Annotated in this window: 18 protein-coding genes and 8 pseudogenes; 17 read left to right on the plus strand and 9 right to left on the minus strand. The window is 60.2% G+C overall.

The features are described 5' to 3' along the window. Positions 1-46 precede the first annotated feature (46 nt). The 3 genes from ACZZZP_RS16340 to ACZZZP_RS16350 form a co-directional block, all read right to left on the minus strand. Positions 47-1,219, minus strand: a complete 1,173-nt coding sequence (locus ACZZZP_RS16340; RefSeq protein WP_463536709.1) for an MFS transporter — start codon at positions 1,217-1,219, stop codon at positions 47-49. A gap of 123 nt (positions 1,220-1,342) precedes the next feature. Continuing rightward, a complete protein-coding gene (locus ACZZZP_RS16345; protein ID WP_463383463.1) occupies positions 1,343-2,146 on the minus strand; it encodes an SDR family oxidoreductase in 804 nt (267 codons plus the stop codon). A gap of 114 nt (positions 2,147-2,260) precedes the next feature. Beyond that, a complete protein-coding gene (locus ACZZZP_RS16350) occupies positions 2,261-2,641 on the minus strand; it encodes a DUF2784 domain-containing protein (protein ID WP_463536710.1) in 381 nt (126 codons plus the stop codon). Positions 2,642-2,784: 143 nt separating this feature from the next. Here ACZZZP_RS16350 and ACZZZP_RS16355 point away from each other — a divergent pair. Next, positions 2,785-2,928, plus strand: a pseudogene (locus tag ACZZZP_RS16355) (DUF3309 family protein); the annotation flags it as partial. A 323-nt stretch (positions 2,929-3,251) separates the two neighbouring features. Here ACZZZP_RS16355 and actP read toward each other — a convergent pair. Together actP and ACZZZP_RS16365 are read right to left on the minus strand one after the other, a co-directional pair. Continuing rightward, positions 3,252-5,216, minus strand: a complete 1,965-nt coding sequence (actP, locus tag ACZZZP_RS16360; RefSeq protein WP_463536711.1) for a cation/acetate symporter ActP — start codon at positions 5,214-5,216, stop codon at positions 3,252-3,254. Positions 5,217-5,462: 246 nt separating this feature from the next. Next, a complete protein-coding gene (locus ACZZZP_RS16365) occupies positions 5,463-6,317 on the minus strand; it encodes a glycine betaine ABC transporter substrate-binding protein (RefSeq protein WP_463383464.1) in 855 nt (284 codons plus the stop codon). 403 nt (positions 6,318-6,720) lie between these two features. Here ACZZZP_RS16365 and ACZZZP_RS16370 point away from each other — a divergent pair, with 403 nt between their 5' ends. Continuing rightward, positions 6,721-8,274, plus strand: a complete 1,554-nt coding sequence (locus ACZZZP_RS16370) for a glycoside hydrolase family 17 protein (RefSeq protein WP_463383465.1) — start codon at positions 6,721-6,723, stop codon at positions 8,272-8,274. Positions 8,275-8,404: 130 nt separating this feature from the next. Here ACZZZP_RS16370 and ACZZZP_RS16375 read toward each other — a convergent pair whose 3' ends face one another. Continuing rightward, complete coding sequence (locus tag ACZZZP_RS16375) at positions 8,405-8,773, minus strand: hypothetical protein (protein WP_122452841.1); 369 nt, start codon at positions 8,771-8,773, stop codon at positions 8,405-8,407. Between the two features lie 166 nt (positions 8,774-8,939). On the opposite strand from ACZZZP_RS16375, the gene ACZZZP_RS16380 reads away from it, so the two are divergent. The 3 genes and pseudogenes from ACZZZP_RS16380 to ACZZZP_RS16390 all read left to right on the plus strand — a co-directional run bounded on the left by ACZZZP_RS16380 (position 8,940) and on the right by ACZZZP_RS16390 (position 11,592). Next, the gene (locus ACZZZP_RS16380; RefSeq protein WP_463383466.1) at positions 8,940-9,428 is read left to right on the plus strand and encodes an N-acetyltransferase family protein; all 489 of its coding nucleotides are present in this window, start codon (positions 8,940-8,942) and stop codon (positions 9,426-9,428) included. Positions 9,429-9,507: 79 nt separating this feature from the next. After that, a pseudogene (locus ACZZZP_RS16385) lies at positions 9,508-10,791 on the plus strand (alpha/beta fold hydrolase family protein); the annotation flags it as partial. A gap of 9 nt (positions 10,792-10,800) precedes the next feature. Then, positions 10,801-11,592 (plus strand): MlaA family lipoprotein, encoded by a 792-nt coding sequence (locus ACZZZP_RS16390; RefSeq protein ID WP_463383468.1) that lies wholly within the window; start codon positions 10,801-10,803, stop codon positions 11,590-11,592. 47 nt (positions 11,593-11,639) lie between these two features. Here ACZZZP_RS16390 and ACZZZP_RS16395 read toward each other — a convergent pair whose 3' ends face one another. Both ACZZZP_RS16395 and ACZZZP_RS16400 read right to left on the minus strand, forming a co-directional pair. Further along, a complete protein-coding gene (locus tag ACZZZP_RS16395) occupies positions 11,640-12,836 on the minus strand; it encodes a patatin-like phospholipase family protein (RefSeq protein ID WP_463383469.1) in 1,197 nt (398 codons plus the stop codon). Positions 12,837-12,905: 69 nt separating this feature from the next. Further along, positions 12,906-13,835 (minus strand): lipid A biosynthesis lauroyl acyltransferase, encoded by a 930-nt coding sequence (locus tag ACZZZP_RS16400; RefSeq protein WP_463383470.1) that lies wholly within the window; start codon positions 13,833-13,835, stop codon positions 12,906-12,908. A gap of 169 nt (positions 13,836-14,004) precedes the next feature. Between ACZZZP_RS16400 and minC the strand changes: the two are divergent. The 6 genes and pseudogenes from minC to ACZZZP_RS16430 all read left to right on the plus strand — a co-directional run bounded on the left by minC (position 14,005) and on the right by ACZZZP_RS16430 (position 18,943). Beyond that, a pseudogene (gene minC, locus ACZZZP_RS16405) lies at positions 14,005-14,743 on the plus strand (septum site-determining protein MinC). 102 nt (positions 14,744-14,845) lie between these two features. Next, positions 14,846-15,661 (plus strand): septum site-determining protein MinD, encoded by an 816-nt coding sequence (minD, locus tag ACZZZP_RS16410; protein WP_122452834.1) that lies wholly within the window; start codon positions 14,846-14,848, stop codon positions 15,659-15,661. After that, complete coding sequence (gene minE, locus ACZZZP_RS16415) at positions 15,658-15,912, plus strand: cell division topological specificity factor MinE (protein ID WP_108095523.1); 255 nt, start codon at positions 15,658-15,660, stop codon at positions 15,910-15,912. Before minD ends, minE begins: the two co-directional genes overlap by 4 nt. A 74-nt stretch (positions 15,913-15,986) precedes the next feature. Next, a pseudogene (locus ACZZZP_RS16420) lies at positions 15,987-16,621 on the plus strand (RluA family pseudouridine synthase). A gap of 146 nt (positions 16,622-16,767) precedes the next feature. Then, positions 16,768-17,604 (plus strand): hypothetical protein, encoded by an 837-nt coding sequence (locus tag ACZZZP_RS16425; protein WP_463383472.1) that lies wholly within the window; start codon positions 16,768-16,770, stop codon positions 17,602-17,604. Between the two features lie 51 nt (positions 17,605-17,655). Beyond that, positions 17,656-18,943: pseudogene (locus tag ACZZZP_RS16430) on the plus strand (M18 family aminopeptidase). Between the two features lie 85 nt (positions 18,944-19,028). On the opposite strand, the gene ACZZZP_RS16435 reads toward ACZZZP_RS16430, so the two are convergent. After that, positions 19,029-19,745: a UTRA domain-containing protein gene (locus tag ACZZZP_RS16435; protein ID WP_463383474.1), complete on the minus strand. Its 717-nt coding sequence runs from the start codon at positions 19,743-19,745 to the stop codon at positions 19,029-19,031. Positions 19,746-20,075: 330 nt separating this feature from the next. Between ACZZZP_RS16435 and ACZZZP_RS16440 the strand changes: the two are divergent. From ACZZZP_RS16440 to ACZZZP_RS16465, 6 genes and pseudogenes are all read left to right on the plus strand, one after another. After that, positions 20,076-21,137, plus strand: a pseudogene (locus ACZZZP_RS16440) (ABC transporter substrate-binding protein). A 169-nt stretch (positions 21,138-21,306) separates the two neighbouring features. Further along, positions 21,307-22,113 (plus strand): alkaline phosphatase family protein, encoded by an 807-nt coding sequence (locus ACZZZP_RS16445; protein ID WP_463536712.1) that lies wholly within the window; start codon positions 21,307-21,309, stop codon positions 22,111-22,113. Further along, a pseudogene (locus ACZZZP_RS16450) lies at positions 22,110-22,953 on the plus strand (ABC transporter permease). The gene ACZZZP_RS16445 and the pseudogene ACZZZP_RS16450 overlap by 4 nt, the downstream one beginning before the upstream one ends. Further along, positions 22,940-23,737 (plus strand): ABC transporter permease, encoded by a 798-nt coding sequence (locus ACZZZP_RS16455; RefSeq protein WP_463383476.1) that lies wholly within the window; start codon positions 22,940-22,942, stop codon positions 23,735-23,737. The pseudogene ACZZZP_RS16450 and the gene ACZZZP_RS16455 overlap by 14 nt, the downstream one beginning before the upstream one ends. Then, positions 23,734-24,720 (plus strand): ABC transporter ATP-binding protein, encoded by a 987-nt coding sequence (locus tag ACZZZP_RS16460; RefSeq protein WP_463383477.1) that lies wholly within the window; start codon positions 23,734-23,736, stop codon positions 24,718-24,720. Before ACZZZP_RS16455 ends, ACZZZP_RS16460 begins: the two co-directional genes overlap by 4 nt. Continuing rightward, positions 24,720-25,376: pseudogene (locus tag ACZZZP_RS16465) on the plus strand (HAD family hydrolase). Before ACZZZP_RS16460 ends, ACZZZP_RS16465 begins: the two are co-directional and overlap by 1 nt. Positions 25,377-25,386 lie beyond the last annotated feature (10 nt).

Genomic DNA, 25,386 nt, shown 5'->3' on the forward strand with positions numbered 1-25,386 from the left:
ATAAACCCCACAGCCCGCGCGGGGTGCGGGCCGGTGCGGCAAATTGTTACTGGGCGGCGAGCGCTGCAGCACGCGGACGAAGCAGCACAGCCAGAACGATCATGCTGGCGGCCAGCCCGGTGAGGACGATAAACGGCACCTGATAACTGCCGGTCAAATCGCGCACCAGGCCAGTCAGAATCGGCGTGAAACTGCTGATGCTGTAACCGGCGCACAGCATCATGGCAGTCCATCGGCTGACGGCCAGCGGCGTGTTCACTTCGTACATCGGCAGCACCAACGACAACGCAAACGAGCCGCTCAAGGCAAAGCCCAACAGCAGCGCAACAACCTGCGGCAGCAGCTGCGGCATAAAGGAAATCATGCCCAGGCACAGGCTTGAGGTGATGGCACAGACCAGCAGCAGCTGCGCGCGATTGTCGCAGCGCTGGGCCAGCCATGGCAGCACGAAGGCGCTGGGCAGGCCGATCATCATGAACGAGCTGAACAAGGTGTTGCTCTGCGAAGCGTCGAAGCCGACTTCGTGATAACGCGCCGTCAGCCAGGTGGTCAGCGTGTAAAACAGCCCGGCCTGAATGGCGAAGAAACCGGTAATCACCCAGGCGCGCGGTTCGCGCCACGGCAAGCCACCGCCGCCGCCAACCTCGGCCGGGTCTTCCTGTTTGTTTGGCACCCACAGCCAGAGCAGCACGGCAACCAGCGCCGGCACCGCCCAGATCGCCAGCCCCCAATGCCAGCGCTCGTCGAGCAGGCCGGTCATCGGCCCGGTCAATACCGCGCCGCCGGCACCGCCGATGGTCATGCTCAAGGAATACCAGGCCACCACGCGGCCGACCTTGCCGACAAAGTGGCGCTTGATAAAACCGGAAAGCAGCGGCCCCGCCACGGCAATGCCGGCGCCGACAAACACCGCACTGCCGATTAAAACCACGCTGTTATGGCTGGCCAGACGCAGCAGCAAGGCGCCGCCGATCAATGCCATGCAGCCGGTAATGGTGCGCTCCAGGCCGAAACGCACGGCGAGGCGCGGCGCAAAAGGCGCGAGCAAGCCCATGCACAACACGGGCAAGGCGGTGGTCAAGGCGATAAGGCCGCGACTCAACGACAGTTCATTGGCGATCTGTTCGATGAGCGGAGCGAGGGAGGTGATGCCAGGGCGCAAATTGATCGCGGCCAGCACCAGGGCGACAAAGAGCAGGCCCCGAGAGATGGGTTTCACAGGAATAGTCAACGTGGCGACGACCAGGCAGGCCGGGCCAGCAACCCTACTATTCAAGGACGGTGACGAACAAGCCTGGCCGGCAAAAAAATTGACCGGCCAGACAAGTTAACAGCACACGACTTACTTGCCCTTGGCGCGCATCTTCTCGGCCATCACGGCCATTTCGTTGTAGAGCAGCTCCGGGTTCTTCTGCTTAACGGCCCAGGCCATACGGCCTTGCTCGTGCGGCAGAATCATGAACTCGTTGTTAGCCACCGAGGTGAAGATGTAGTCAGCAATGTCGGCCGCGCTGATGGGGCTGCTTTCGAGCAGTTTGCCGACTTGGGCTTTCATGGTCGGGGTCGGGCCGCGGAACGAATCCATCAGGTTGGTCTGGAAGAACGATGGGCACACCACGTGCACACCGATTTCCTGCTGCTTGAGTTCGGCCAGCAAGCTTTCCGACAACGCCACCACGCCGGCCTTGGCCACGTTGTAGTTGCTCATCGCCGGGCCCTGCATCAACGCGGCCATAGAGGCGATGTTGATGATCCGACCTTTACTGCGTTCCAGCAGCGGCAGGAAGGCTTTGCAGCCTTTGACCACGCCCATCAGGTTGATGGAAATCTGCCAGTCCCAGTCTTCCAGCGACAGGTCGCTGAAGAAGCCGCCCGAGGCGACGCCCGCGTTGTTGACGATGATATCGACGCCACCAAACTTGGTTTCGCATGCCTGCGCCAAGGCGGTGAGCTGGCTGTAATCGCGCACGTCGCAACGCAGGGTAAAGCCATCGCCGCCGGCTTCGCGCACCAGCTTCAGGGTTTCTGCCAGGCCCGGCTCGCTGACATCGGACAGCGCCAATTGCCAGCCTTCGCGCGCCCAACGCAACGCGATTTCGCGGCCCAAGCCAGAACCCGCGCCGGTGATCATCATGCGATTTTGCATAGTAAGGCTGCCTTTTCTTATAGGTGTCATGGGTGAGGAGTGATGCCAGTGTAGCGAACGCAATCCCCCGGCCCACGCACCATTAGGCTGCTGAATGAGCGAAGCAAACCGCGCTCATGCCTGGGCCTTTTTTGCTCGCATGGCGCCGCGAATCACGTACGCGTAAACCGCGATATTGAGCACCAGCACCACGGCGCCGAAGCCCAGCTGCATCTCGGCAGTTAGGCCGCTTGGGTAGATAAGCGGGATCAGATAATGCTCGATAAAACCGCCGTCATAGCCTTGCTGCCCAGCGGCTTGGCGCAAGTGGTTTTCCAGCGGCGTGAGCGGGCAATACAAATGCAGAAACTCCACGGCGGCGCCCCACGTGACGGCCGGTAAATGCAGCGCCATCAGCCAGCGCCAGCGCAACACCAGCAGCCCGCCGAACAGCACAAACAGAATGAACAACAGGTGCACCAGCACCACGGCATCAGCGGCCAGGCGAAACGCCATCTTCCCCTCCTCCTGCATCGCGCAGAAATAACCTGAATTATTAGAAAGCTCGCTTAGTCGTACTAAGTAGACGAGGCAAGCGCAACGGTTGCACGGCCTCCGAAGGAAGTTGCATTCAACGGTCTAGAACAAGGAATACACCCATGGGCCTCAGCACAATTTTGATCGTGGTACTTATTCTTCTCCTCGTCGGCGGCCTGCCGCTGTACCCGCACTCCAGAAGCTGGGGCTATGGCCCGTCGGGCATTCTGGGCACCATTTTGATCATCGTGATCATTTTGGCGCTTGCTCTGGCAGGATCTAGTTCCTCGCCGGCAACTGAAAAGCCCCGCCTAGTGCGGGGCTTTTTTATGCCTGGCGATCGGCTGCGCGTCGGCCGGGCGGCGTTAAAACGGGTTTTCAATGCTCATTGGCTACAGCCAACTGCGCTTGAAAACCCGTTTTTGCCTTGCCCGTCTCTAGCTCGCTCGATCGCGATTCGCGCGTGAGAATTTAAAAGCATCGCGGCTAAAGCCGCTCCTACAGGGTGGGCAGGAGCAGCTATAACCGCCATGCGCTTAAAAAAAAAGGCAGCCCGAAGGCTGCCCAAATCACTCAGAAGCTATGTCGATCAATGCGCCGCTGCACCACTGGCGCCCAGGCCGGTTTGCGAGCGAACGAATTGCGGTAGGAAGCGTGCACGCTCTTCGCTGGCCGAAGTGGATTTGTCGGTGATCGAGAAGAACCAGATGCCCACGAACGCCACGAACATCGAGAACAACGCCGGGTATTCGTACGGGAAAATGGCCTTGGCATTACCCAGCACCTGAACCCAGATGGTTGGGCCAAGAATCATCAGGCCGACGGCCGTCAGCAGCCCCAACCAGCCACCCACCATCGCGCCGCGGGTAGTGAGGTTTTTCCAGTACATGGAAAGGAACAGCACGGGGAAGTTGCAGCTCGCGGCAATGGAGAACGCCAGGCCCACCATAAAGGCGATGTTCTGTTTCTCGAAGAGAATGCCCAGGCCGATGGCGAGAACGCCGAGGGCAATGGTGGTGATCTTCGATACGCGCAGTTCATCTTTCTCGTTGGCTTTGCCGCCTTTGATGACGCTGGCATAAATGTCATGCGACACCGCCGAGGCGCCGGCCAGGGTCAAGCCCGCAACCACAGCCAGAATGGTGGCGAACGCTACGGCCGAGATGAAGCCCAGGAACAGACTGCCGCCCACGGCGTTGGCCAAGTGCACCGCCGCCATGTTGTTACCGCCCAGCAACGCGCCGGCTGCATCTTTGAACGCCGGGTTGGTGCTCACCAGCAAGATCGCGCCGAAGCCGATGATGAAGGTCAGGATGTAGAAGTAGCCGATGAAGCCGGTGGCGTAGAACACGCTTTTGCGGGCTTCCTTGGCATCGCTCACGGTGAAGAAGCGCATGAGGATGTGCGGCAAACCGGCGGTACCGAACATCAGCGCCAAGCCGAGGGAGATCGCCGAAATCGGGTCACTGACCAGCGCGCCCGGGCTCATGATTGCCTGGCCTTTGGCGTGCACTTTCACGGCTTCGGAGAACAGCGTGCCGAAGTCGAAGTTGACGGTTTTCATCACCATCAGTGCCATGAACGAAGCGCCCGAGAGCAGCAGCACGGCTTTGATGATTTGTACCCAGGTGGTGGCCAACATGCCGCCGAACAGCACGTACAGCACCATCAGAATGCCGACCAGAATCACCGCCACGTGGTAATCCAACCCGAACAGCAGCTGAATCAGCTTGCCGGCGCCAACCATCTGCGCGATCAGGTAGAACGCCACCACCACCAGCGAACCACTTGCCGACAGGGTGCGGATTTCTTTCTGCTTGAGGCGGTATGACGCCACGTCGGCAAAGGTGTATTTGCCCAGGTTGCGCAGACGCTCAGCGATCAGGAACAGAATGATCGGCCAGCCCACCAAGAAGCCGATGGAGTAGATCAGGCCGTCATAGCCGGAGGTGTATACCAGCGCGGAAATACCCAGGAACGAGGCCGCCGACATGTAGTCGCCGGCAATCGCCAAACCGTTCTGGAAGCCCGTGATTTTCCCGCCCGCCGCGTAATGGTCGGCAGTGGAGTTATTGCGTTTGGACGCCCAGTAGGTGATGAACAAGGTGGCACCGACAAACGCCACGAACATGACGATGGCCGCCACGTTGATCGGTTGCCGCTGCACCGCGCCGCTGATGGCATCGGCAGCCCAGAGGGCGGGAGCGAAGGCGAGCAAGGCGCACGCCGCAAGGTTACGCGCGATCATTTTCACCTCGTCCAGAATGGCCTGGTTCATGTCATCGAACTCGCCGTTGGCGCGGTACACATAGATACCGGTCAGCACAAAGGCGGAGAGAATCAAACCGATACCGGCTGGAATGCCCCAGGTGGTGGGCGACCCTTCGCTGATCGGCGTGCCGAACAGGCTGGGGTCAAAGGCAATGATCAGAATGAAGGCCACGTACAGGCCAAGCATGATGGCGGAAAGTATCCAGGCGAATCGCTCGCGCTTGGCTACCAATTCTCTGAAGCGCGGACTTTTCTCAATCCGCTCGTAGATGCTGTCGTTCATTTTATTTTTATCCTCCGCAGCACGGGTTGCTGGTGAGCTAACAATAGTTCGCTCAGGGCCGGAAGACAGACGACCTTAGTCTTATTCGAAACATTTAAAAGCATCGCGGCTGAAGCCGCTCCCGCAGATTCCACGTGCCTGTGGGAGCGGCTGGGCGGCATTCCGCTTTAGCCGCGATGCTCTTGATGGGATCCAAAAAACAACAAAGCCGCTCAAGTGAGCGGCTTTGTGCAAGCGCAATTACCCCTATTTCAACCAGCCATCCACGCGATCCGGGTGCTCTGCCACCCATTTTTTCGCGGCTTCGGCTGGCTTGGCGCCCTCTTCCACGGCCAGCATCACGCTGCCGATTTCGTCGGGGGTCCAGTTGAATTTCTTCAGGAAGGCCACCACGGTCGGTGCCTTGGCTTCCAGGCCAGGGTTAGCCACGCTGTCGACGTGTTCGGCTGCGCCATAGACGTTTTTCGGGTCTTCGAGGAAACGCAGTTTCCACTTGGCGAACATCCAGTGCGGAATCCAGCCGGTGACCGCGATCGGTTTTTCCGAGCGGATGGCGCGGGCCAGTTCGGCGGTCATGGCGCTGCCGGAGCTGGCGAGCAATTTGTACTCCAGGCCGTAGTCTTTGATGGCCTGGTCGGTTTTCAGCATCACGCCTGAGCCAGCGTCGATGCCGACGATGCGGCCGCCGAAGGCGTCTTTTTGCGCTTGCAGATCGCCTACGGTTTTCGCGGTGACGTACTCAGGCACGATCAAACCGATTTTGGCGTCGTTGAAGTTAGGGCCGAGGTCGACCACTTGGTCTTTGAGTTTTTCGTAGTAAGCGCCGTGGGTGACGGGCAGCCAGGCCGAGAGCATGGCGTCGAGCTGACCTTTGGCCACGCCCTGCCACATGATGCCGGTGGCGACGGGCATCAGTTGCACGTCGTAGCCAAGTTTCTGTTTGATGATTTCCGCCGCCACGTGGGTGGTGGCGACGCTGTCGGACCAGCCATCGACGTAGCCGATTTTCAATGTGGGTTTATCGGCGGCACCTGCCAAACCGGTGCTCAGTGCCAGTGCCAAACCGGCACCCAAACCCAATAACCGACGCATTTTGCTCATAAGTCTGTTCCCCGAAAAGTGTGGCTCGGCGGCTGCCGAGTGGCAGGTAGTTGTGTCTGTGTGGTTGTTCTTGTGGACGGGCCTCTCGCAAAATTCTGCTGGCCCACGCCCTGAGTCAGTCGTGTGCCGACGCCCTGATAATCGACCCAACCGCAGCGCTCACCTGCTCCAAGAACGACATCAACACCGCGAAGAAACGACATCGTTGACTCAGGAACGACAAGGTCGATATCCAGCACCGTCAACGCCTGCTCCAAGCCCTTGAAATTTATGATTGAACGCGCATTCAAGTACCGCTGCGCCGGGCCCATTAATATGCACTCACACACGGCATTGGCGGCTCTACGCTAAACAGAACGAATGCAGGTAAACTGCGCGGCTTTGCCCCCAGACGCGCCTAACTATGCCCGCATCCTCTCGCTTCCCCGCCCTGCCCTATGTGTTCGCCTGCCTGCTTGCCCTGTTCGCCATTGGCGGCCTGTGGTTTGGCCTGGGTCAACCGTTGGTACTGCCCGACGCAGCGACGCCGACGCACAAATTGCAGTGCGCCTCGTACACGCCGTTCGACAAGGATCAGTCGCCCTTCGACCAGCCTTTCGCCCTGCGTCCCGAGCGCATGGATGCCGACCTGGCATTGCTGGCCACGCGCTTCCACTGCATTCGCACCTACTCCATGACTGGCCTTGAAGCCATTCCCGACCTCGCTCGCAAGCACGGCCTGAAGCTGATGCTGGGCGCCTGGGTGAACGGCAATCCGGTGGACACCAAGAAGGAAGTCGATGCGCTGATCAAGTCGGCCAACGAGAACCCGGATGTGGTGGAGTCGGTGATCGTCGGCAACGAAACCTTGCTGCGCAAGGAAGTCACCGGCGCGCAACTGGCCAAGCTGATCGGCGACGTAAAGGCGCAAATCAAGCAGCCGGTCACCTACGCGGACGTGTGGGAATTCTGGCTCAAGCACCCGGAAGTGGCGCCAGCGGTAGACTTCCTGACCATTCACTTGCTGCCGTACTGGGAAGATGACCCCACCGGCATCGACGAAGCTCTGGCTCACGTGGCCGAAATTCGTCAGGTGTTCGGCAGCAAGTTCGCGCCCAAAGATATTTTTATCGGCGAAACCGGCTGGCCGAGTGAAGGCCGTCAGCGCGAAACCGCTGTGCCGAGCCGCGTCAACGAAGCCAAGTTCATCCGTGGCTTCGTTGCCATGGCCGAAAAGAACGGCTGGAATTACAACCTGATCGAAGCGTTCGACCAACCGTGGAAGCGCGTCAGCGAAGGCGCCATGGGCGGCTACTGGGGCCTGTATGACGCCGACCGACAGGACAAAAACGTGCTGGCCGGTCCGGTCTCGAACTTCGCCAACTGGACGTTGTGGCTGGGCGTCAGCGGTGTGATTTTCTTCGCCACCCTGCTGCTGGCCGGGCGCCCCAACTCCACCCGTTCGGCCTTGGTGCTGCCGCTGCTCGCCGCTGTCGGCGCCTGCAGCATTGCGCTGTGGGGCGAGATGGCGCGGGTTAACAGCCGCTATATCGGCGAATGGGCGTGGGCGGCATTTCTGGTGGGGCTGAACCTGATCGTGCTGGCTCACGGCGCCTTGGCGTTGTCGAGCAAAGCCGGCTGGCGTGCCGGCGCCTATCAATGGCTGCAAGCACGCGGTGGCTGGTGGTTGGCCGCGAGCGGCTTCGCGGCGGCGGTATTAATGCTTGGTCTGGTGTTCGACCCGCGCTACCGCTGCTTCCCAAGCATGGTGTTGCTGCTGCCAGCGCTGTTGTACGTATGCCGCCCCGTGGCCGGGCCGCGCCGTGAAATTGCCCTGCTGACGCTGATCGTCGGCGCCGGCATCCTGCCGCAGTTGTATCAGGAAACCCTGGGCAACTGGCAGGCGCTGGGTTGGGCGGCGGTGAGTGCGCTAATGGTCGCCGCGCTGTGGCGCAGCTTGCGGGTTCGGGCCAGCTAGGCCAAACGCAGGCAATAAAAAACGGGGCTCACGATGAGCCCCGTTTTTTTTTGATCAACAGCATCGCGGCTAAAGCCGCTCCTACAGAATCACATTCATCCTGTAGGAGCGGCTTTAGCCGCGATGGTTTTCAAGCCAGACGCGGCGCGCGCACCAACCGCAACGCGGCGATCACCACCGCAAACACCGCCAGGCTGGCGCTATAGAGCACCAGCGCCGGCAAGGCGAACACCAGCGCAGCGACCGCCAACCACCAGCCGGCACGGCCCGGCACCACGAACGCCAGCAGGGCGCCGCCCAGACCGGCCCAGGCGATAACACGGAAATGAATCAACAGCCCCAGGCCGTCACGCACCTGGCATTCCCAGCGCTGCGCCTGGTCAACGCAAATGCCGACCCACTGGCTGTCTTCCATCAGGGCGAAACGCAGTCCGTAGGCGGCGGCCAGCCACAGGGCCAGAACGATCAGCAAGGCGATCAGGGGCAAACGACGGGACATGGGTTTCTCCGGAAAATAAATCGGCGCTCAGGATAAACGCCCGAACGCCGTATGCAAGCGCCAGAGCACCAAAGATCAAGCCTTGGCCACGGTTTTCATATCATCCTGTTGCCGCACGCGCAGGGAGCCGGCAAGCTCCGCTCAGTTCGCCATTCCAGGAGCCTGTATGTCCCGTATTCAATTGCGCACCGCCACGCCCGATGACGTCGGCCTGATCCTCAGCCTGATTCACGAGTTGGCGGTGTATGAAAAACTCAGCGACCAAGCCGTCGCCACCCCCGAAGACCTCACGGCCAACCTGTTCGGCCCGCGCCCATACGCCGAAGTGCTGATCGGCGAGCTGGATGGCGAGCCGCAGGGGTTTGCCCTGTTCTTCTCCAGCTTCTCGACCTTCCTGGGCAAGCCCGGTATTTATCTGGAAGACCTGTACGTTCGCGAAGCGGCGCGCAGTTCCGGGCTGGGCAAGGCCTTGTTGGCACGTTTGGCGCAGCTGGCCGTAGAGCGCGGTTGTGGTCGTTTGGAGTGGGCGGTGCTGGACTGGAACGAGCCGGCGCTGGGCTTTTATCGCCGCCTTGGCGCGCGCCCGCAGGACGACTGGACCACCTACCGACTCAGCGGCGCAGCACTGGCTGAGCTGGCAAAACAAGCCGAGTAAATATGTCTGTGCTATACCAGCGTGTCTGCTGTCATATCGCCAGATTCACTCCGCACTTTATCTTCTAAAGGGATTTGCGATGCCGCGCCTCTCACGTTTTGCTGCGCTTATGGCAGGTTTATGCCTCAGTCCGTTGTTGTCGGCTGCCGACATCGATGAGGCCAGCTATGGGTTTCCACTGACCAACCCGTTCGAGGCGACCATCGCCACGACGCCTCCGGAATTGCGCGCGCAAGTGCCGGATGACCTGGACATCGACCAGGCCGATTACAACCTCAAACTGCGCCCCGAGCGTGAACTGGAAGTGCCAGATAACTTCTGGCCGGTGAAAACCCTGCGCTACCGCATGGCCAAACAAAAAGGCCCGGCACCGCTGATTTTCATCATTGCCGGCACCGGTGGGCATTATTCCAGCTCGCTGGCCGAAGGCCTGAAGAAGGTGTTCTACGGCGCGGGCTACCACGTGGTGCAGCTCTCCTCGCCCACCAGCTACGACTTCATGACCGCTGCTTCGCGCCACGCCACGCCCGGCGTGAGCACCGAAGACGCCGAAGACTTGTACAACGTGATGCAAGCGGTGCGTGCCCAGCACCCGGAAGTTGAAGTAACCGACTTCTACCTCACCGGCTACAGCCTCGGCGCGCTAAACGCGGCGTTTGTCAGCAAGCTGGATGAAACCCGGCGCAGCTTCAACTTCAAGAAAGTGTTGATGCTCAACCCGCCGGTCAACCTCTACACCTCGATCACCAACCTCGATCGCCTGGTGCAAACCGAGGTGAAGGGCGTGTCCAACAGCAGCACCTTTTATGACACGGTGCTGAGCAAGCTGACCCGCTACTTCCAGCAGAAGGGTTACATCGACATCAACGATGCGATGCTCTACGACCTGCAACAGTCCAAAGAGCACCTGTCTGACGAGCAGTTGGCGATGCTGATCGGCACTTCGTTCCGTTTCTCCTCGGCCGACATCGCCTTTACGTCTGACCTGATCAACCGCCGCGGCCTGATCACCCCGCCGGAAACGCCGATCAGCGAGGGCACCAGCCTGACCCCGTATTTCCGCAAAGCCCTGCAATGCGACTTCGATTGCTACATCCGCGAGCAGTTGATTCCCATGTGGCGCGCGCGCACCGACGGCGGCAGCTTGCTGCAGTTGATCGATCAGGTGAGCTTGTATGCGCTGGAGGATTACCTGAAAACCAGTGACAAGGTGCTGGTGATGCACAACAAGGATGACGTGATTCTCGGCCCCGGCGACCTGGGCTTTTTACGCAGAACGATGGGCGACCGTTTGACCGTTTACCCGCACGGCGGGCACTGCGGCAACCTCAACTACCGCGTAAATACCGCCGCCATGCTGGAGCTGCTGGAAATGACCAAGACTTCCTTGCTGCTGGCTCTGTTGCTGGCCACTGGCGCGGCGCAGGCTGCCGACCCGCAAACACCGACGACCGCGCCGGCTGCCGACGCGGATGGCTTCACCGAGCCGCTCAAAGCGCTGAAATTCAACGCCGGCCTGGACCAGCACGAATTCGAACGCTCGACCCTCGACGCCTTGAACGTGTACGACCCGCTGGAATCGGTGAACCGGCGCATTTACCACTTCAACTACCGCTTCGATGAGTGGGTGTTCCTGCCGGTTGTGGAAGGCTATCGCTACGTTACCCCGCAGTTCGTGCGCAGTGGCGTGAGCAACTTCTTCAGCAACATTGGTGACATCCCCAACCTGGTGAACAGCCTGTTGCAGTTCAAAGGTCAGCGCTCACTGGAAACCACCGGCCGCCTGTTGCTGAACACCACCATTGGCGTGGTGGGCCTGTGGGACCCGGCGACCATGATGGGTTTGCCTAAACAGTCGGAAGACTTCGGCCAGACGTTGGGCTTCTATGGCGTGCCTGCGGGCCCGTATGTGATGTTGCCGATTCTCGGCCCTTCGAACCTGCGCGATACTGGCGGGTTGCTGGCAGACTTCACGCTGGAAAACCAGATCAACTTCCTCAACGTGGCCGAAATCAGCCAGGACCACCCAGAGCTGTTCCTGCTGCGCTCCATCGACCGCCGCTACGTGACCACCTTCCGCTACGGCCAGACCAACTCGCCGTTCGAGTACGAGAAAGTGCGTTACGTGTACACCGAAGCGCGCAAGTTGCAGGTTGCCGAGTAAACGCTTGGTTGGGCTTCGCCGCTGGCGGAGCCCAACGGGCTACCGGATTAACGACTTAACTCGGGCGCCAACGTCTGCGCCACCTGCGGCTCCAACCCAAGAAAACGCACCAGCTCGGCCTTCTTGGCCATGGCGTCCTGATACCCCAGTTCGATCAGCTCATTGCAATAACCCGACTCGAACAGCAAGTAACTCAGCACCCCCGCCCCGCCCGCTTTCTTGGCTCCCGGCCCGCGCAAAAACATGCGCAGGGTGCGCGGCAGCTCGTGCCAATGGCGCGCGGCGATGTGGTCCAGCGGCTGGCTGGGGGAAATCACCAAAACGTCTACCGGCTTGATTGCCGAACTTTTCGCCGGCAGGTCGGCGGGCAGCAAGCGGCACATCTGGTTCATGCGTTCGAGCAGCTCGATGTCGCTTTCCAGGCTGTCGATAAAGGTGCTGTTGAGCAAATGGCCGCTGACCTGCGCCAGACTCGGCGGCCCCGCCACTTTGGTGCGCACCGGCACATTGTGAGGATTGGCGTTGCCACTCACACCGACCACCAGGACACGGTTGGCGCCCAGGTGCAGCGCCGGGCTGATGGGAGCGGATGAGCGCATGGCACCGTCGCCGAAATATTCCCGATTGATTTTCACCGGCGGGAATATCAGCGGAATCGCCGCGCTGGCCAATAGATGTTCAAGCTGCAAACGCGTCGGCACACCCACGCGGCGATGACGAAACCAAGGGTCGATGGCGGCGCGGCCCTGGTAGAAGGTAACCGCCTGGCCAGAGTCGTAGCCAAAGGCAGTCACTGCCACGGCGCGCAGTTTGCGCATACGCACGGCGGCGGCGATTCCGGTGAAGTCGAGGTTTTCAGCCAGCAGCCCGCCCAATGGAGAACTGTCGAGCAGCGCTACCGGCGCCCGTTTCCCCAGGCCCAGCAGGCTATGGCCAAAGAAGCGGCTGGCTTGGCGCACGACACCGGCAAAATCACTGCGGTACACCTGATGGGTGTGGAAGTTTTGCCACACATGGGTCAGGCGTTTAATCGCTTCATTGAACTGCAACGCACCGCACGCCAGGCCCACGGCGTTGATGGCGCCGGCCGACGTGCCGACGATGACGGGAAAGGGGTTTTGCGTGGTGTCGGGCAGCAAGTCGGCAATCGCCGCCAGCACGCCCACCTGATAAGCCGCCCGCGCTCCACCGCCAGAGAGAATCAGGCCAGTCACCGGTTTGCTTGGATCGTGCGCCAGATTCATCGAAGCCTCTCTGCGGGGGTTTTCGCGAGTATAGAAGTGCGTCGCGATTGTGTGAGCAGCTCGTGCGATTCAGCGTTTGCCGTAAAGCTTCGCCTGCCCCGGTGGCCGCGTTTTAAAACGACGGTGCGCCCACAAGTATTGTTCGGGGCAACTGAGAATGGCCCGCTCCACCCACTGATTCACCCGCAGGCAGTCTTCTTCCTCGGACTCGCCAGGAAAATTGCGCAGTGGCGGATGTATCACCAATTTATAGCCGCCGCCATTGGGCAGACGTTTCTGTGTAAACGGCATGACCTGCGCGCGGCCCAGGCGGGCGAACTTGCTGGTGGCCGTAACGGTGGCGGCGGTGATGCCAAACAGCGGCACGAACACGCTTTGCTTGAGGCCGTAATCCTGATCCGGCGCGTACCAGATGGCGCGGCCGGCACGCAGCACTTTGAGCATGGCGCGCACGTCTTCGCGCTCAATGGCCTGGGCATCCTGGTTATGGCGCTCGCGGCCACGGCGCTGAACAAAATCGAACACCGCGTTTTTATGTTCGCGGTACATACCGTCGATGGTGTGGCGCTGGCCCAACAAGGCGGCGCCAATTTCCAACGTGGTGAAGTGCACCGCCATCAGAATCACGCCCTGCCCTTGCAGCTGCGCTTCCTGCAAATACTCCAGTCCTTCAATGTGGGCCAGGCGCGCCAGGCGCTTGGTCGGCCACCACCAGCTCATGGCCATTTCAAAAAAGGCGATACCGGTGGAGGCGAAGTTTTCTTTCAGCAGCTTTTTGCGTTCGCTGGCCGACATCTGTGGGAAGCACAACTCAAGGTTGCGCGCCGCAATCTCGCGACGAGAACGGGCGCCGGCATACATGATCCAACCAAGCCCCCGGCCCAACCCCAGCAGCAGCGGATACGGCAACTGCACCAACAGCCACAGCAAACCGAGGCCGAGCCAAAGCAGCCAGTAACGCGGATGAAGAAATTGGCGGCGAAACTGTGGACGATCCATCGAGCTTTCCGAAAATCAAACAAAGGCGCGCATTCTACAGGACTGCACGCGGCTTGCGGCCCAACCGCGTTCTCGCTATAAGTCCGGTCTTATTCGCGGCCGCCCGCCAGCGCGCCGGCCCGTTAGTTATTTCCGACATCAGCACATTATTAAGGCCATCAGGCACCCCATGAGCCAAGCCGATCTGCTCAACCAAGACCCCGTATTCCAGCTCAAAGGCAGCATGCTCGCCATCACGGTGCTCGAGCTTGCGCACAATGATCTTGAGCGCCTGGAACAGCAACTGGCCGAAAAGGTTGCCCAGGCGCCGAACTTCTTCAGCAACATTCCGCTCGTGCTCGCGCTGGACAAACTGCCCGCCGCCGAAGGGATTCTCGACCTTGGCGAGCTGATGGCGCTGTGCCGTCGCCATGGTTTGCGCACCCTGGCCATTCGCGCCAACCGTGAAGAAGACATCGCCGCCGCCCTGGCCCTCGACATTCCGGTACTACCGCCTTCCGGCGCGCGGGAAAAGCTCGTGGAACCGGTGGAGATCACGGCGAAAAAAGAAGGCGGAAAAACCGCCAGAGCCTGTGGTTAAACCGACCAAAGTTATCAATTCACCCGTGCGCGGCGGTATGCAGGTGTATGCCCAGGGCGGCGATTTGATCGTGCTGGCACCCGTCAGTGCCGGTGCGGAACTTCTCGCTGACGGCAACATCCATGTTTACGCGCCCATGCGCGGCCGTGCTCTGGCCGGGGTAAAAGGCGACACCAAAGCGCGGATTTTCTGCCAGCAGTTGGGCGCCGAAATGCTCTCGATTGCAGGGCAATACAAGGTCGCTGAAGACCTGCGCCGCGACCCGCTATGGGGCGATGCAGTTCAGGTCAGCCTGACCGGTGACGTGTTGAACATCACCCGGCTTTAACGGATACTGCGGCCACTTTTCAGGACACAAAACGGGCATCTGGAAGCCACCTTTTCGTTGGCGCCAGATTCCCGCATTTCTTCATATTTGGGGTGAATCACCTTGGCCAAGATCCTCGTAGTCACATCCGGCAAAGGTGGCGTCGGTAAAACCACCACCAGCGCCGCCATCGGTACCGGCCTCGCCCTGCGTGGGCACAAGACTGTCATCGTCGACTTCGACGTCGGCCTGCGTAACCTCGATCTGATCATGGGCTGTGAACGCCGCGTTGTGTACGACTTCGTTAACGTCGTCAACGGCGAAGCCACCCTGACTCAAGCACTGATCAAAGACAAACGCCTGGAAAACCTCTACGTTTTGGCCGCCAGCCAAACCCGCGACAAAGACGCGCTGACCAAAGAAGGCGTGGAAAAAATCATCAACGAGCTGCGCCAGACCTTCGAATACGTGGTTTGCGACTCGCCAGCCGGTATCGAAAAAGGCGCTCACCTGGCGATGTACTTCGCCGATGAAGCCATCGTAGTAACCAACCCGGAAGTGTCCTCGGTACGTGACTCCGACCGCATGCTCGGCCTGCTGGCCAGCAAGTCGCGCCGCGCCGAACTGGGCGAAGACCCGATCAAGGAACACCTGCTGCTGACCCGCTACAACCCTGAGCGCGTGCAGAAAGGCGAGATGCTTGGCGTCGAAGACGTTGAAGAAATCCTCGCCATTCGCCTGCTCGGCGTTATTCCCGAGTCGCAAGCGGTACTCAAGGCGTCCAACCAGGGCGTGCCGGTAATTCTCGACGACCAGAGCGACGCCGGCCAAGCTTACAGCGATGCCGTCGACCGCCTGCTGGGCAAAGAAGTCGCGCACCGTTTCCTCGACGTTAAAAAGCAGGGCTTCATGCAACGCCTGTTCGGAGGTCGCGAATGAACATTTTCGACTTCTTTCGCGAGCGTAAAAAAGAGACCACCGCGTCGATTGCGAAAGAGCGTCTGCAGATCATCGTCGCCCACGAGCGCGGCCAGCGCAGCAAACCGGACTACTTGCCGGCCTTGCAGCAAGAGCTGGTTGAAGTGATCCGCAAGTACGTGAACATCGACTCGGATCAAGTGCAGGTTGCCCTGGAAAACCAAGGCAGCTGTTCGATTCTCGAGCTCAACATCACCCTGCCGGATCGTTGATTCGAAGGGTTCAGATAACGGCGGCTTCGGCCGCCGTTGTCGTTTTTTGCGAATGTGTTTTGTAGGGCCTCTGCATGCCGCTGTCGAACGTTGAAATCGTCTACCAGGACGAACAGATCCTGCTGGTCAACAAGCCCACCCTGCTGCTCTCGGTGCCTGGGCGCGCGGACGACAACAAGGATTGCCTGATCACCCGCTTGCAAGAAAACGGTTACCCCGAAGCGCGCATCGTGCACCGCCTGGACTGGGAAACCTCGGGCCTGATTCTGCTGGCCCGCGATGCCGACACCCACCGCGAGCTGTCGCGCCAGTTCCATGACCGCGAAACCGAAAAAGCCTATATCGCCTTGTGCTGGGGCCAGCCGGAACTGGACAGCGGCAGCATCGATCTGCCCCTGCGCTACGACCCACCGACCAAACCTCGCCATGTGGTTGACCACGAACACGGCCGCAACGCCCTGACCTTCTGGCGCGTGCTCGAGCGCTGCGGCGACTGGGCTCGTGTCGAGCTAACCCCCATCACCGGCCGCTCGCACCAATTGCGCGTGCACATGTTGTCCATCGGCCATCCGCTGCTGGGCGACGGCTTGTACGCCCACCCACAGGCGCTGGCCGCTATCCGCGCTTGTGTCTGCATGCGGCAATGTTGGCCTTCACGCATCCCAAAACCGGCGAGCGTTTGCGCTTTGAATGCCTAGCGCCGTTCTGATTAATGAAAGGATGGGGCTGAGTACCACACCGGCCTGACCCATATCAGGATGTTGTGTCACCCGCGTTACAAAACATTGCAGAAAGCTACAGTGATGGCCTCATAATGGCGCCCTTTCACTCGTCACCAGCACGGAGGCTGGCGCAATGTTTATTCAACAGCTTCATCGCGACTACCCCTTCCCCGTGCAATTCCAGAACACCACGTTGTTCCTGCGCGAAGCGCCTGATGCTTCCGCGCTGCAAGCCCTGGAGCAATTGGTGCATGGCCGCAAGAACGCCAACCACAAACGCTACAGCCGCCCTTTCTGCGCGGGCAGCAAAGCGTTGTTCGCCAAGATTCAGCCGCTCACTGACATCAAGTCCAAGCTGCGTGTTACCTGGCGCAAAACCCATCGCGATGGGCGCTATGACTGGGCCATCGAAGAGCTGATCAACACCGCCGAAGCCAATCGCCGTGGCGCGCAGGTGCCGCCACTGGTGGGCTTCGGTCATACCAAGTCCGGGCTCGGCATTACCCGTGAACTGTTTCTGCTCACCGGCCTGCTGAACGATCTGGTCGACGGCCACCTGTGGCTCAAGCAAAACCCGGAAGCGGTGAATCAGTTCATCGCCACCGCCTTCGCCCTGCTCGGCAGCCTGATCGAGAAAAACATTACCCATATGGATTTTTGGGTAGGCAACGTGATGATCAGCCCGGACGGCGCCACCGCGCACGCCATCGACCTGGAAAACGGTTTCTCCCACCGTTCGGAACACTTCAGCGAAACCCTGGGTTTCCAGATGGGCTTCTTCTATTACCGCGAGATCCACAAGTTCATTATCGAACGGCACTACGACGCGCTGGTGGAGGCGTTCATTGCCACGCAAGGTCCGCTGGACCGCGCCCGCTTCGACGCGGTGTACCAGCTTGCCAAGCACGAGAAAGTGGGCCGCAAAGAGCGTCGTGACGTGTTTCTCAGCGGCAAGCTGGTGATCGGCTGAAGCCTGCGACGGTATACGGTAAACTCCGCGCATTGCCGCCTGGAGTGCCTTATGCGCGAAGAATTGAATCAGGGCCTGATCGACTTTCTCAAGGCCTCGCCAACGCCGTTTCATGCCACCGCCAGCCTGGCCATGCGCCTGGAAACGGCCGGTTATGTGCACCTCAATGAGCGGGAAACCTGGCACACCGAAGCCGGTGGCCGCTACTACGTTACCCGTAATGACTCCTCCATTATCGCGTTCAAGCTCGGCAAGCGCCCACCGCTGGAAGGCGGTTTGCGCCTGGTTGGCGCGCATACCGACAGCCCGTGCCTGCGGGTAAAACCGCAGCCGGAATTGCAGCGCCAAGGCTTCTTGCAGTTGGGCGTGGAAGTGTATGGCGGCGCCCTGCTCGCGCCGTGGTTCGACCGCGACCTGTCGCTGGCCGGGCGCGTCACCTTTCGCCGCGACGGCAAGGTTGAAAGCCAGCTCATCGACTTTCTGGTGCCCATCGCCACCATTCCCAACCTGGCCATTCACCTGAACCGGAAGCGAACCAGGGCTGGGCGATCAACCCGCAGAACGAATTGCCGCCGATTCTGGCCCAGGTTGCAGGGGACGAACGCTACGACTTCCGCGCCCTGCTCGCCGATCAGCTCGGTCGCGAACACGGCCTGAATGCCGACGCGGTGCTCGATTACGAGCTGAGCTTCTACGACACCCAGGACGCCGCCGTTATTGGCCTGAATGCCGACTTCATCGCCGGCGCACGCCTGGACAATCTGCTGTCGTGCTTCGCCGGCCTGCAAGCGCTGCTGCACAGCGCCGACGAAGAAAAGCTGCTTCCTCATCTGCACCGACCACGAAGAAGTCGGCTCCAGTTCCTGCTGCGGCGCCGATGGTCCGATGCTCGAGCAAGTGCTGCGCCGCAGTGCTGCCGCAAGACGAAGACTTTGTGCGAGTGATCCAGAAATCGCTGCTGGTGTCGGCCGACAACGCCCACGGCGTGCACCCCAACTACGCCGACAAACACGACGGCAACCACGGCCCGAAGCTCAACGCCGGTCCGGTGATCAAGGTCAACAGCAACCAGCGCTACGCCACCAGCAGCGAAACCGCCGGCTTCTTCCGCCATTTATGCCTGGCCGAAGAAGTGCCCGTTCAAAGCTTCGTGGTGCGCAGCGACATGGGCTGCGGCTCGACCATCGGCCCGATCATTGCCAGCAACCTGGGCGTGCGCACCGTCGACATCGGCCTGCCGACCTTCGCCATGCACTCCATTCGCGAACTGGCCGGCAGCCATGACCTTGAGCATCTGGTGAAAGTGCTCACGGCGTTTTACGCGACCGAGTTGTTCTAAACCCGAGCCTCAAACCTGTAGAAGCGGCTGGGCGGCATCCCGATTAGCCGCGATGCTGTTAAAACATCGAGGCTTAAGCCGCTCCCTACTCCGGCACTTCCACGCTCACGTGAATCGCATCGTGCCGCCAGCATTCGATGTCGCAGTCAATCAAGCGGCCGTGCTGATCGCGGTTCACACGGGTAATGCGCAGCGCCGGGCTGCCCACCGACACCTTCAAGGCCGCCGCCGCTTCCAGATGCAGCGCGGTGGGCACCATGTCAAAGCGCACGCGGCCGTAGTGAATGCCGTACTCGCGGGCGTACAGCTCGGTCAGCGACAGGGTCAGGTCAAAATCGAGAATGCCGGGAAAGTACGCCGGGTTCAGGTAATGCTCGACGTACAGCACCAGCCGGCCATCGACGCGCCGCGCGCGGCGAATCTGAATCACGCTGGACAACGCCGGCAGTTCAAGCAAGTCGCAAATTGCCGCAGGCGCTGGCAGCAGGCGCGCGGCAATCACTTCCGTGGAAGGCGTGCGGCCCTGCTCGCCAACCATGGCGTCGAAGTGGCTGCGCACCAGCGGGTTGTAGGCCAAACGTGGCAGCGACACAAACCAGCCCCGGCGCTCTTCACGGTAAATCAGGCCTTGAGCCTCCAACTGGCCCAACGCTTCACGCAAGGTGATGCGCGTGGTGTCAAACACCTCGCTCAATTTGCGCTCGGCCGGCAACTTGCTGCCCGAGGGCAGCAGGCCATGCTCTATCTGTTCTTCCAGTGCGCGACAGATCGCTGTCACGGCACGGGGCGCCTCATCTCGCATTAATTGCCCTCATCTGGACTAGTCCAGCCCCATTTCGGAGCCGACTCGAGCGCCGAAACTGCCCGAAACCTGCAAATAACCCTAGCCAGCCTAGATGACTATTGGATGACACGATTGTGCTTTTGCATGGCTCATGCCAACCGTGAGCGGCCAGCTATATTTTTTAAATCAAGCACTTATCCATGGTCTACGCTTGCTGGACGCTCGCCCCGCGCGTTTTCGCCGGGCGGCGTGCCAGAGCGGTCCGACACAAAATTGTCATCCATTACCGCTAACTTGGCGTGGCTATTGCTGATCTAGACCAACACCCTCAACACGAAGGAGCGTCGAATGAAACGCCTGTTGCTAGCTTCAATCCTGGGATCGACCATTGCTCTGGCTAACCTCGCCATGGCCGCCGACACCGACCTGAAAAGCCTGGAAGCCGCCGCCAAGTCCGAGGGCGCGGTAAACAGCGTGGGCATGCCAGAACAGCTGGGCCAACTGGAAAGACACCTGGGTCGACCTGGGCAAACTCTACGGCCTCAAGCACCTGGACACCGACATGGAGTTCGGCGCAGGAAATCGCCAAATTCGCAGCGGAAAAAGACAACGCCACCGCCGATATCGGTGACGTGGGTGCGGCCTTTGGCCCCATCGCGGCGCAGCAGGGTGTAACCCAACCCTACAAACCCAGCACCTGGGCACAGATTCCCGACTGGGCCAAAGACAAAGACGGCCACTGGATGCTCGCCTACACCGGCTCCATCGCCTTCATCGTCAATAAGAAGCTGGTGAAAGACGTACCGAAGTCCTGGGCCGACCTGGAAAAAGGTAAGTACAAAGTCGCCATCGGTGACGTCAGCGCTGCCGCTCAAGCAGTAAACGGCGTACTGGCTGCCGCCATTGCCAAAGGCGGTGACGAGAAGAACATTCAGCCGGGCCTCGACCTGTTCGCTCGAAATCGCCAAGCAAGGTCGCTTGTCGCTGTCCAACCCCACCATTCAGACCCTGGAAAAAGGCGAAGTGGAAGTGGGCGTGGTCTGGGACTTCAACGGTCTGAGCTACCGCGATCAGATCGACCCAAGCCGCTTTGAAGTGCTGATTCCGTCCGACGGTTCGGTGATTTCTGGCTACACCACCATCATCAACAAATACGCCAAGAACCCGAACGCGGCCAAGCTGGCGCGTGAGTACATTCTGAGCGACGCCGGTCAGATCAACCTGGCCAAAGGCAACGCCCGTCCGATCCGCGCCGAGCACCTGAAACTGCCGGCTGAGGTGCAGGCCAAGCTGCTGCCGAACGAGCAATACGCCAAAGTTCAACCGATCAAAGATGCCAAAGCCTGGGAAGAAACGTCCAAGGCCCTGCCGAGCCTGTGGCAGGAAAACGTGATCATCAACATGGAATAAAGCGTCAGGCGGCGATAGAAGAAAGCGGCGTGACCGCTTTCTTCTTTTTCAGCCCGTACGGTCACTGTAGGAGCGGCTTTAGCCGCGATGCTTTTCAAGCGCAACAGCATCGCGGCTTAAGCCGCTCCCACAAGGACTGAGGCACGCCTTTCCAACGGTGGAATAGCACATGAAACACAACGTCATTCTGGTGTTGCTCGACGGCCTCAACTACGGCGTGGCCGAACATGCCATGGGGCACTTGCAGGCTTACTGCGGCGCTGGGCGCGCAGCGCTGTACAAGCTCGAATGCGAACTGCCGGCACTCTCGCGGCCGTTATATGAGTGCATTCTGAGCGGCGTACCACCGATCGAAAGCGGCATCGTGCACAACGATGTGTCGCGTCTTTCCACTCAAAAAAGCATCTTCCACTACGCCAGCGCGGCAGGTTTGAGCACGGCGGCAGCGGCCTACCATTGGGTCAGCGAGCTGTATAACCGCAGCCCATTCCACGCAGCGCGCGACCGTCATACCGAGGCGCCGGAATTGCCCATTCAGCATGGGCATTTCTATTACGCCGACCACTACCCCGACTCTCATCTGTTTGCCGATGCCGAAAGCCTGCGGGTGCGCCACGCGCCCAACTTCCTGCTGGCGCATCCGATGAATATCGACGACGCCGGCCACAAGCACGGCCTCGACAGTCCGCAATACCGCAACAGCGCCCGCAGCGCTGACCTGTTGCTCGCCGAATACCTGCAGCGCTGGCTCGATGCGGGCTACCAGGTGTTGGTGACCGCCGACCACGGCATGAACAACGACCGTTCGCACAACGGCCTGCTCACCGAAGAGCGCGAAGTGCCGCTGTTTGTGCTCGGCGATGCCTTCAGCCTGGACAATTTTGCCCAACCGAAACAAACCGACCTGTGCGGCACCATCTGCGAACTGCTGGGTGTGCCCCACGACAAACCTGTCTGCCGGGAGCTGTTGAAGTGAGTTCAGTCACCCGTGGTAAATGGCTCGGCCTGCTGTGCCTGCTGCCCTTTGCCGTTTTCTTTATTGCCTTTCAGATCGCGCCGTTGCTGTGGGTGGCGATTAACAGCCTCGACAGCGCCGCCGGCTGGGGCTTGAGCAACTACGCGAAAGTGTTCAGCTCGAAGTTTTATTTGCAGGCCATTCAGCACAGCCTGGAAATTTCCTTCTGGTCGAGCGTGATCGGCATCGTGATCGCCATTCTCGGCGCGTATTCGCTGCGCAAGGTCGACAGCAAACTACGCGATTTCGTCATGGCGTTTTCCAACATGACCAGCAACTTCGCGGGCGTGCCGCTGGCGTTTGCCTTTGTGATTCTGCTCGGCTTCAACGGCGCGCTGACCATCATCCTTAAGCAAGCCGGCGTCATCGACGACTTCAACCTGTATTCGAAAACCGGCTTGATCGTGCTCTACACCTACTTCCAGATTCCCCTCGGCGTGCTGCTGCTCTACCCCGCCTTTGACGCGCTGCGTGAAGACTGGCGCGAGTCAGCCGAACTGCTGGGCGCCAGCACCTGGGACTTCTGGCGCCACATCGGTTTGCCAGTGCTGACGCCAGCGCTGCTGGGCACGTTCATCATTTTGCTGGCCAATGCCTTGGGCGCTTACGCCACCGTGTACGCCCTGACCACCGGCAATTTCAACGTCCTGCCGATTTCGCATCGCGGCCATGGTGGCCGGTGATATTTCCCTCAATCCAAACCTGGCCAGCGCCCTGGCGATGGTGCTGGTGGGGCTGATGGCGGTGATTACCGTAGTGCATCAATGGCTGTTGAAGAGGAGCTACCATGTCGCGCGTTGAAACCCGGGCGGCCGGGCTGTATCACCGCACGGTGGTCACCTTGCTGTTCCTCATTCTGTTATTGCCGCTGGCCGGCACCCTGCTCTACTCAATCTCCACCAGCTGGTCGGCGACCATTCTGCCCGACGGCCTGACGCTGAAATGGTATGCGCAGCTGTGGACCGATCCGCGTTTTCTGACCGCATTCGGGCAATCGCTGCTGGTGTGTTTTGGCGCGTTGCTGCTGTCGGTGGTGCTGATTCTGCCGCTGCTGTTTGTGGTGCATTACCACTTCCCCAAGCTCGACGGCTTGATGAACATTCTGATCTTGCTGCCCTTCGCCGTGCCGCCCGTGGTGTCGTCGGTTGGCCTGTTGCAGATCTACGGTTCCGGCCCGCTGGCCATGGTGGGCACGCCGTGGATTCTGATCGGCTGCTACTTCACCGTGGCGCTGCCGTTTATGTACCGGGCCATCACCAACAACCTGCAAGCGATCAACCTCACCGACCTGATGGACGCCGCTCACCTGCTCGGCGCCAGCACCTGGAAAGCGGCCTTTCTGGTGGTGCTGCCGAACCTGCGCAAGGGCCTGATGGTGTCGTTGTTCCTGTCATTTTCTTTCCTGTTCGGTGAATTCGTATTCGCCAACCTGCTGGTCGGTACGCGCTACGAAACCTTGCAGGTGTACTTGAACAACATGAAAAACAGCAGCGGCCACTTCAACAGCGCCCTGGTGATTTCCTACTTCTTTTTTGTGCTGCTGTTTACCTGGGCGGCCAATCGTTTGAACAAGGACAAAGCATGAGTTTTCTGAGCATTCAGGGGCTGCACAAAAGCTACGCCGCCACCTCGATTTTCAGCGATATCAACTGCGAAATCGGCAAAGGCGAATTCGTGACACTGCTCGGCCCGTCCGGCTGCGGCAAGTCCACCCTACTGCGCTGCATCGCCGGCTTGACGGAAGTGAACGGCGGCAAAATTCTGCTTGAAGGCAACGACCTGGTGCCGCTGTCGCCGCAGAAACGCGACATCGGCATGGTGTTCCAGAGCTATGCGCTGTTTCCCAACATGAGCGTGCAACAGAACGTCGCCTTCGGCCTGCGCATGCAAAAAGTCAGCAAAGACGACAGCGCCAAGCGCGTGAAGGAAGCGCTGGACATGGTGGAGCTTGGCACCTTCGCCGACCGCTACCCGCACCAGCTTTCCGGTGGCCAATGCCAGCGAGTGGCATTAGCACGCTCGCTGGTGACGCGTCCGCGCTTGCTGCTGCTCGATGAGCCGCTTTCGGCCCTCGATGCACGTATCCGTAAGCACCTGCGCGAGCAAATTCGCAGCATTCAGCAAGAGCTGGGGCTGACCACTATTTTCGTGACCCACGACCAGGAAGAAGCGCTGACCATGTCGGACCGCATCTTCCTGATGAACGCCGGCAAAATCGTGCAGAGCGGCGACGCTGAAACCCTCTACACCGCGCCGGTCGACGCCTTCGCCGCCGGCTTTATCGGCAACTACAACCTGCTTGACGCCGATGCTGCCAGCCGCCTGTTGCTGCGCCCGGTGAACAGCCGTGTGGCCATTCGCCCGGAAGCCATTTCGCTCGGCAACGGCGATATCGACGCGCAGGTGCGCAGCCACAGCCTGCTCGGCAACGTCATTCGCTACCGCGTTGAAGCCCGTGGCGTCGAACTGCTGGTGGACGTGCTGAACCGCAGCGCCGCAGACGTGCACAACAACGGCACGCAACTGACCCTGAGCATCGACAGCAACGCGATCCGGGAGGTGGCGTGATGGCCCTGGCGATTTTCGACCTCGACGACACCCTGATCGACGGCGACTGCGCCAGCTTGTGGAGCGAACACATGGCCGATATCGGCTGGGTGGACGGCGAGTCGTTTGTAAAAAAAGACCACGAGCTGATGGCCCTGTATGCCGAGGGCAAACTGGCGATGGAAGACTACATGACCTTCAGCCTGTCGCCGCTGGTGGGCCGCACCGCCGAGGAAGTGGCGTTTGTGGTCGAGCCGTTTGTGGAAGACGTGATCGAGCCGATTTTCTTCAGCGACGCCACCCGCTGTCTGGCCACGCACCGCGCGGCCGGCGACCGGATTTTTTGGTGATCTCCCGCTTCAGCGCATTTCTTGGTCAGCGCCATTGCGGCGCGGCTGAAAATTGATGAAGTGCTGGCGATTGATCTTGAAGAAGTGCACGGCCACTACAGCGGCAACACGCAGGGCGTGCTGACTTACCGCGAAGGCAAAGTGACGCGCCTGCACGCTTGGCTGGCTGAACAGAATGAGAGCCTGGAGGGCGCCTATTTCTACTCCGACTCGCGCAATGATTTGCCGCTGTTGGCGCAGGTGAGCCACCCTCACGTGGTGAATCCAGACCCCGTGTTGCGCGAGCACACTGAGACGGCGGGCTGGCCAATTCTTAACTGGCGTTAACGGTTGCCAC

The sequence above is a fragment of the Pseudomonas sp. AC211 genome, assembly GCF_979258055.1.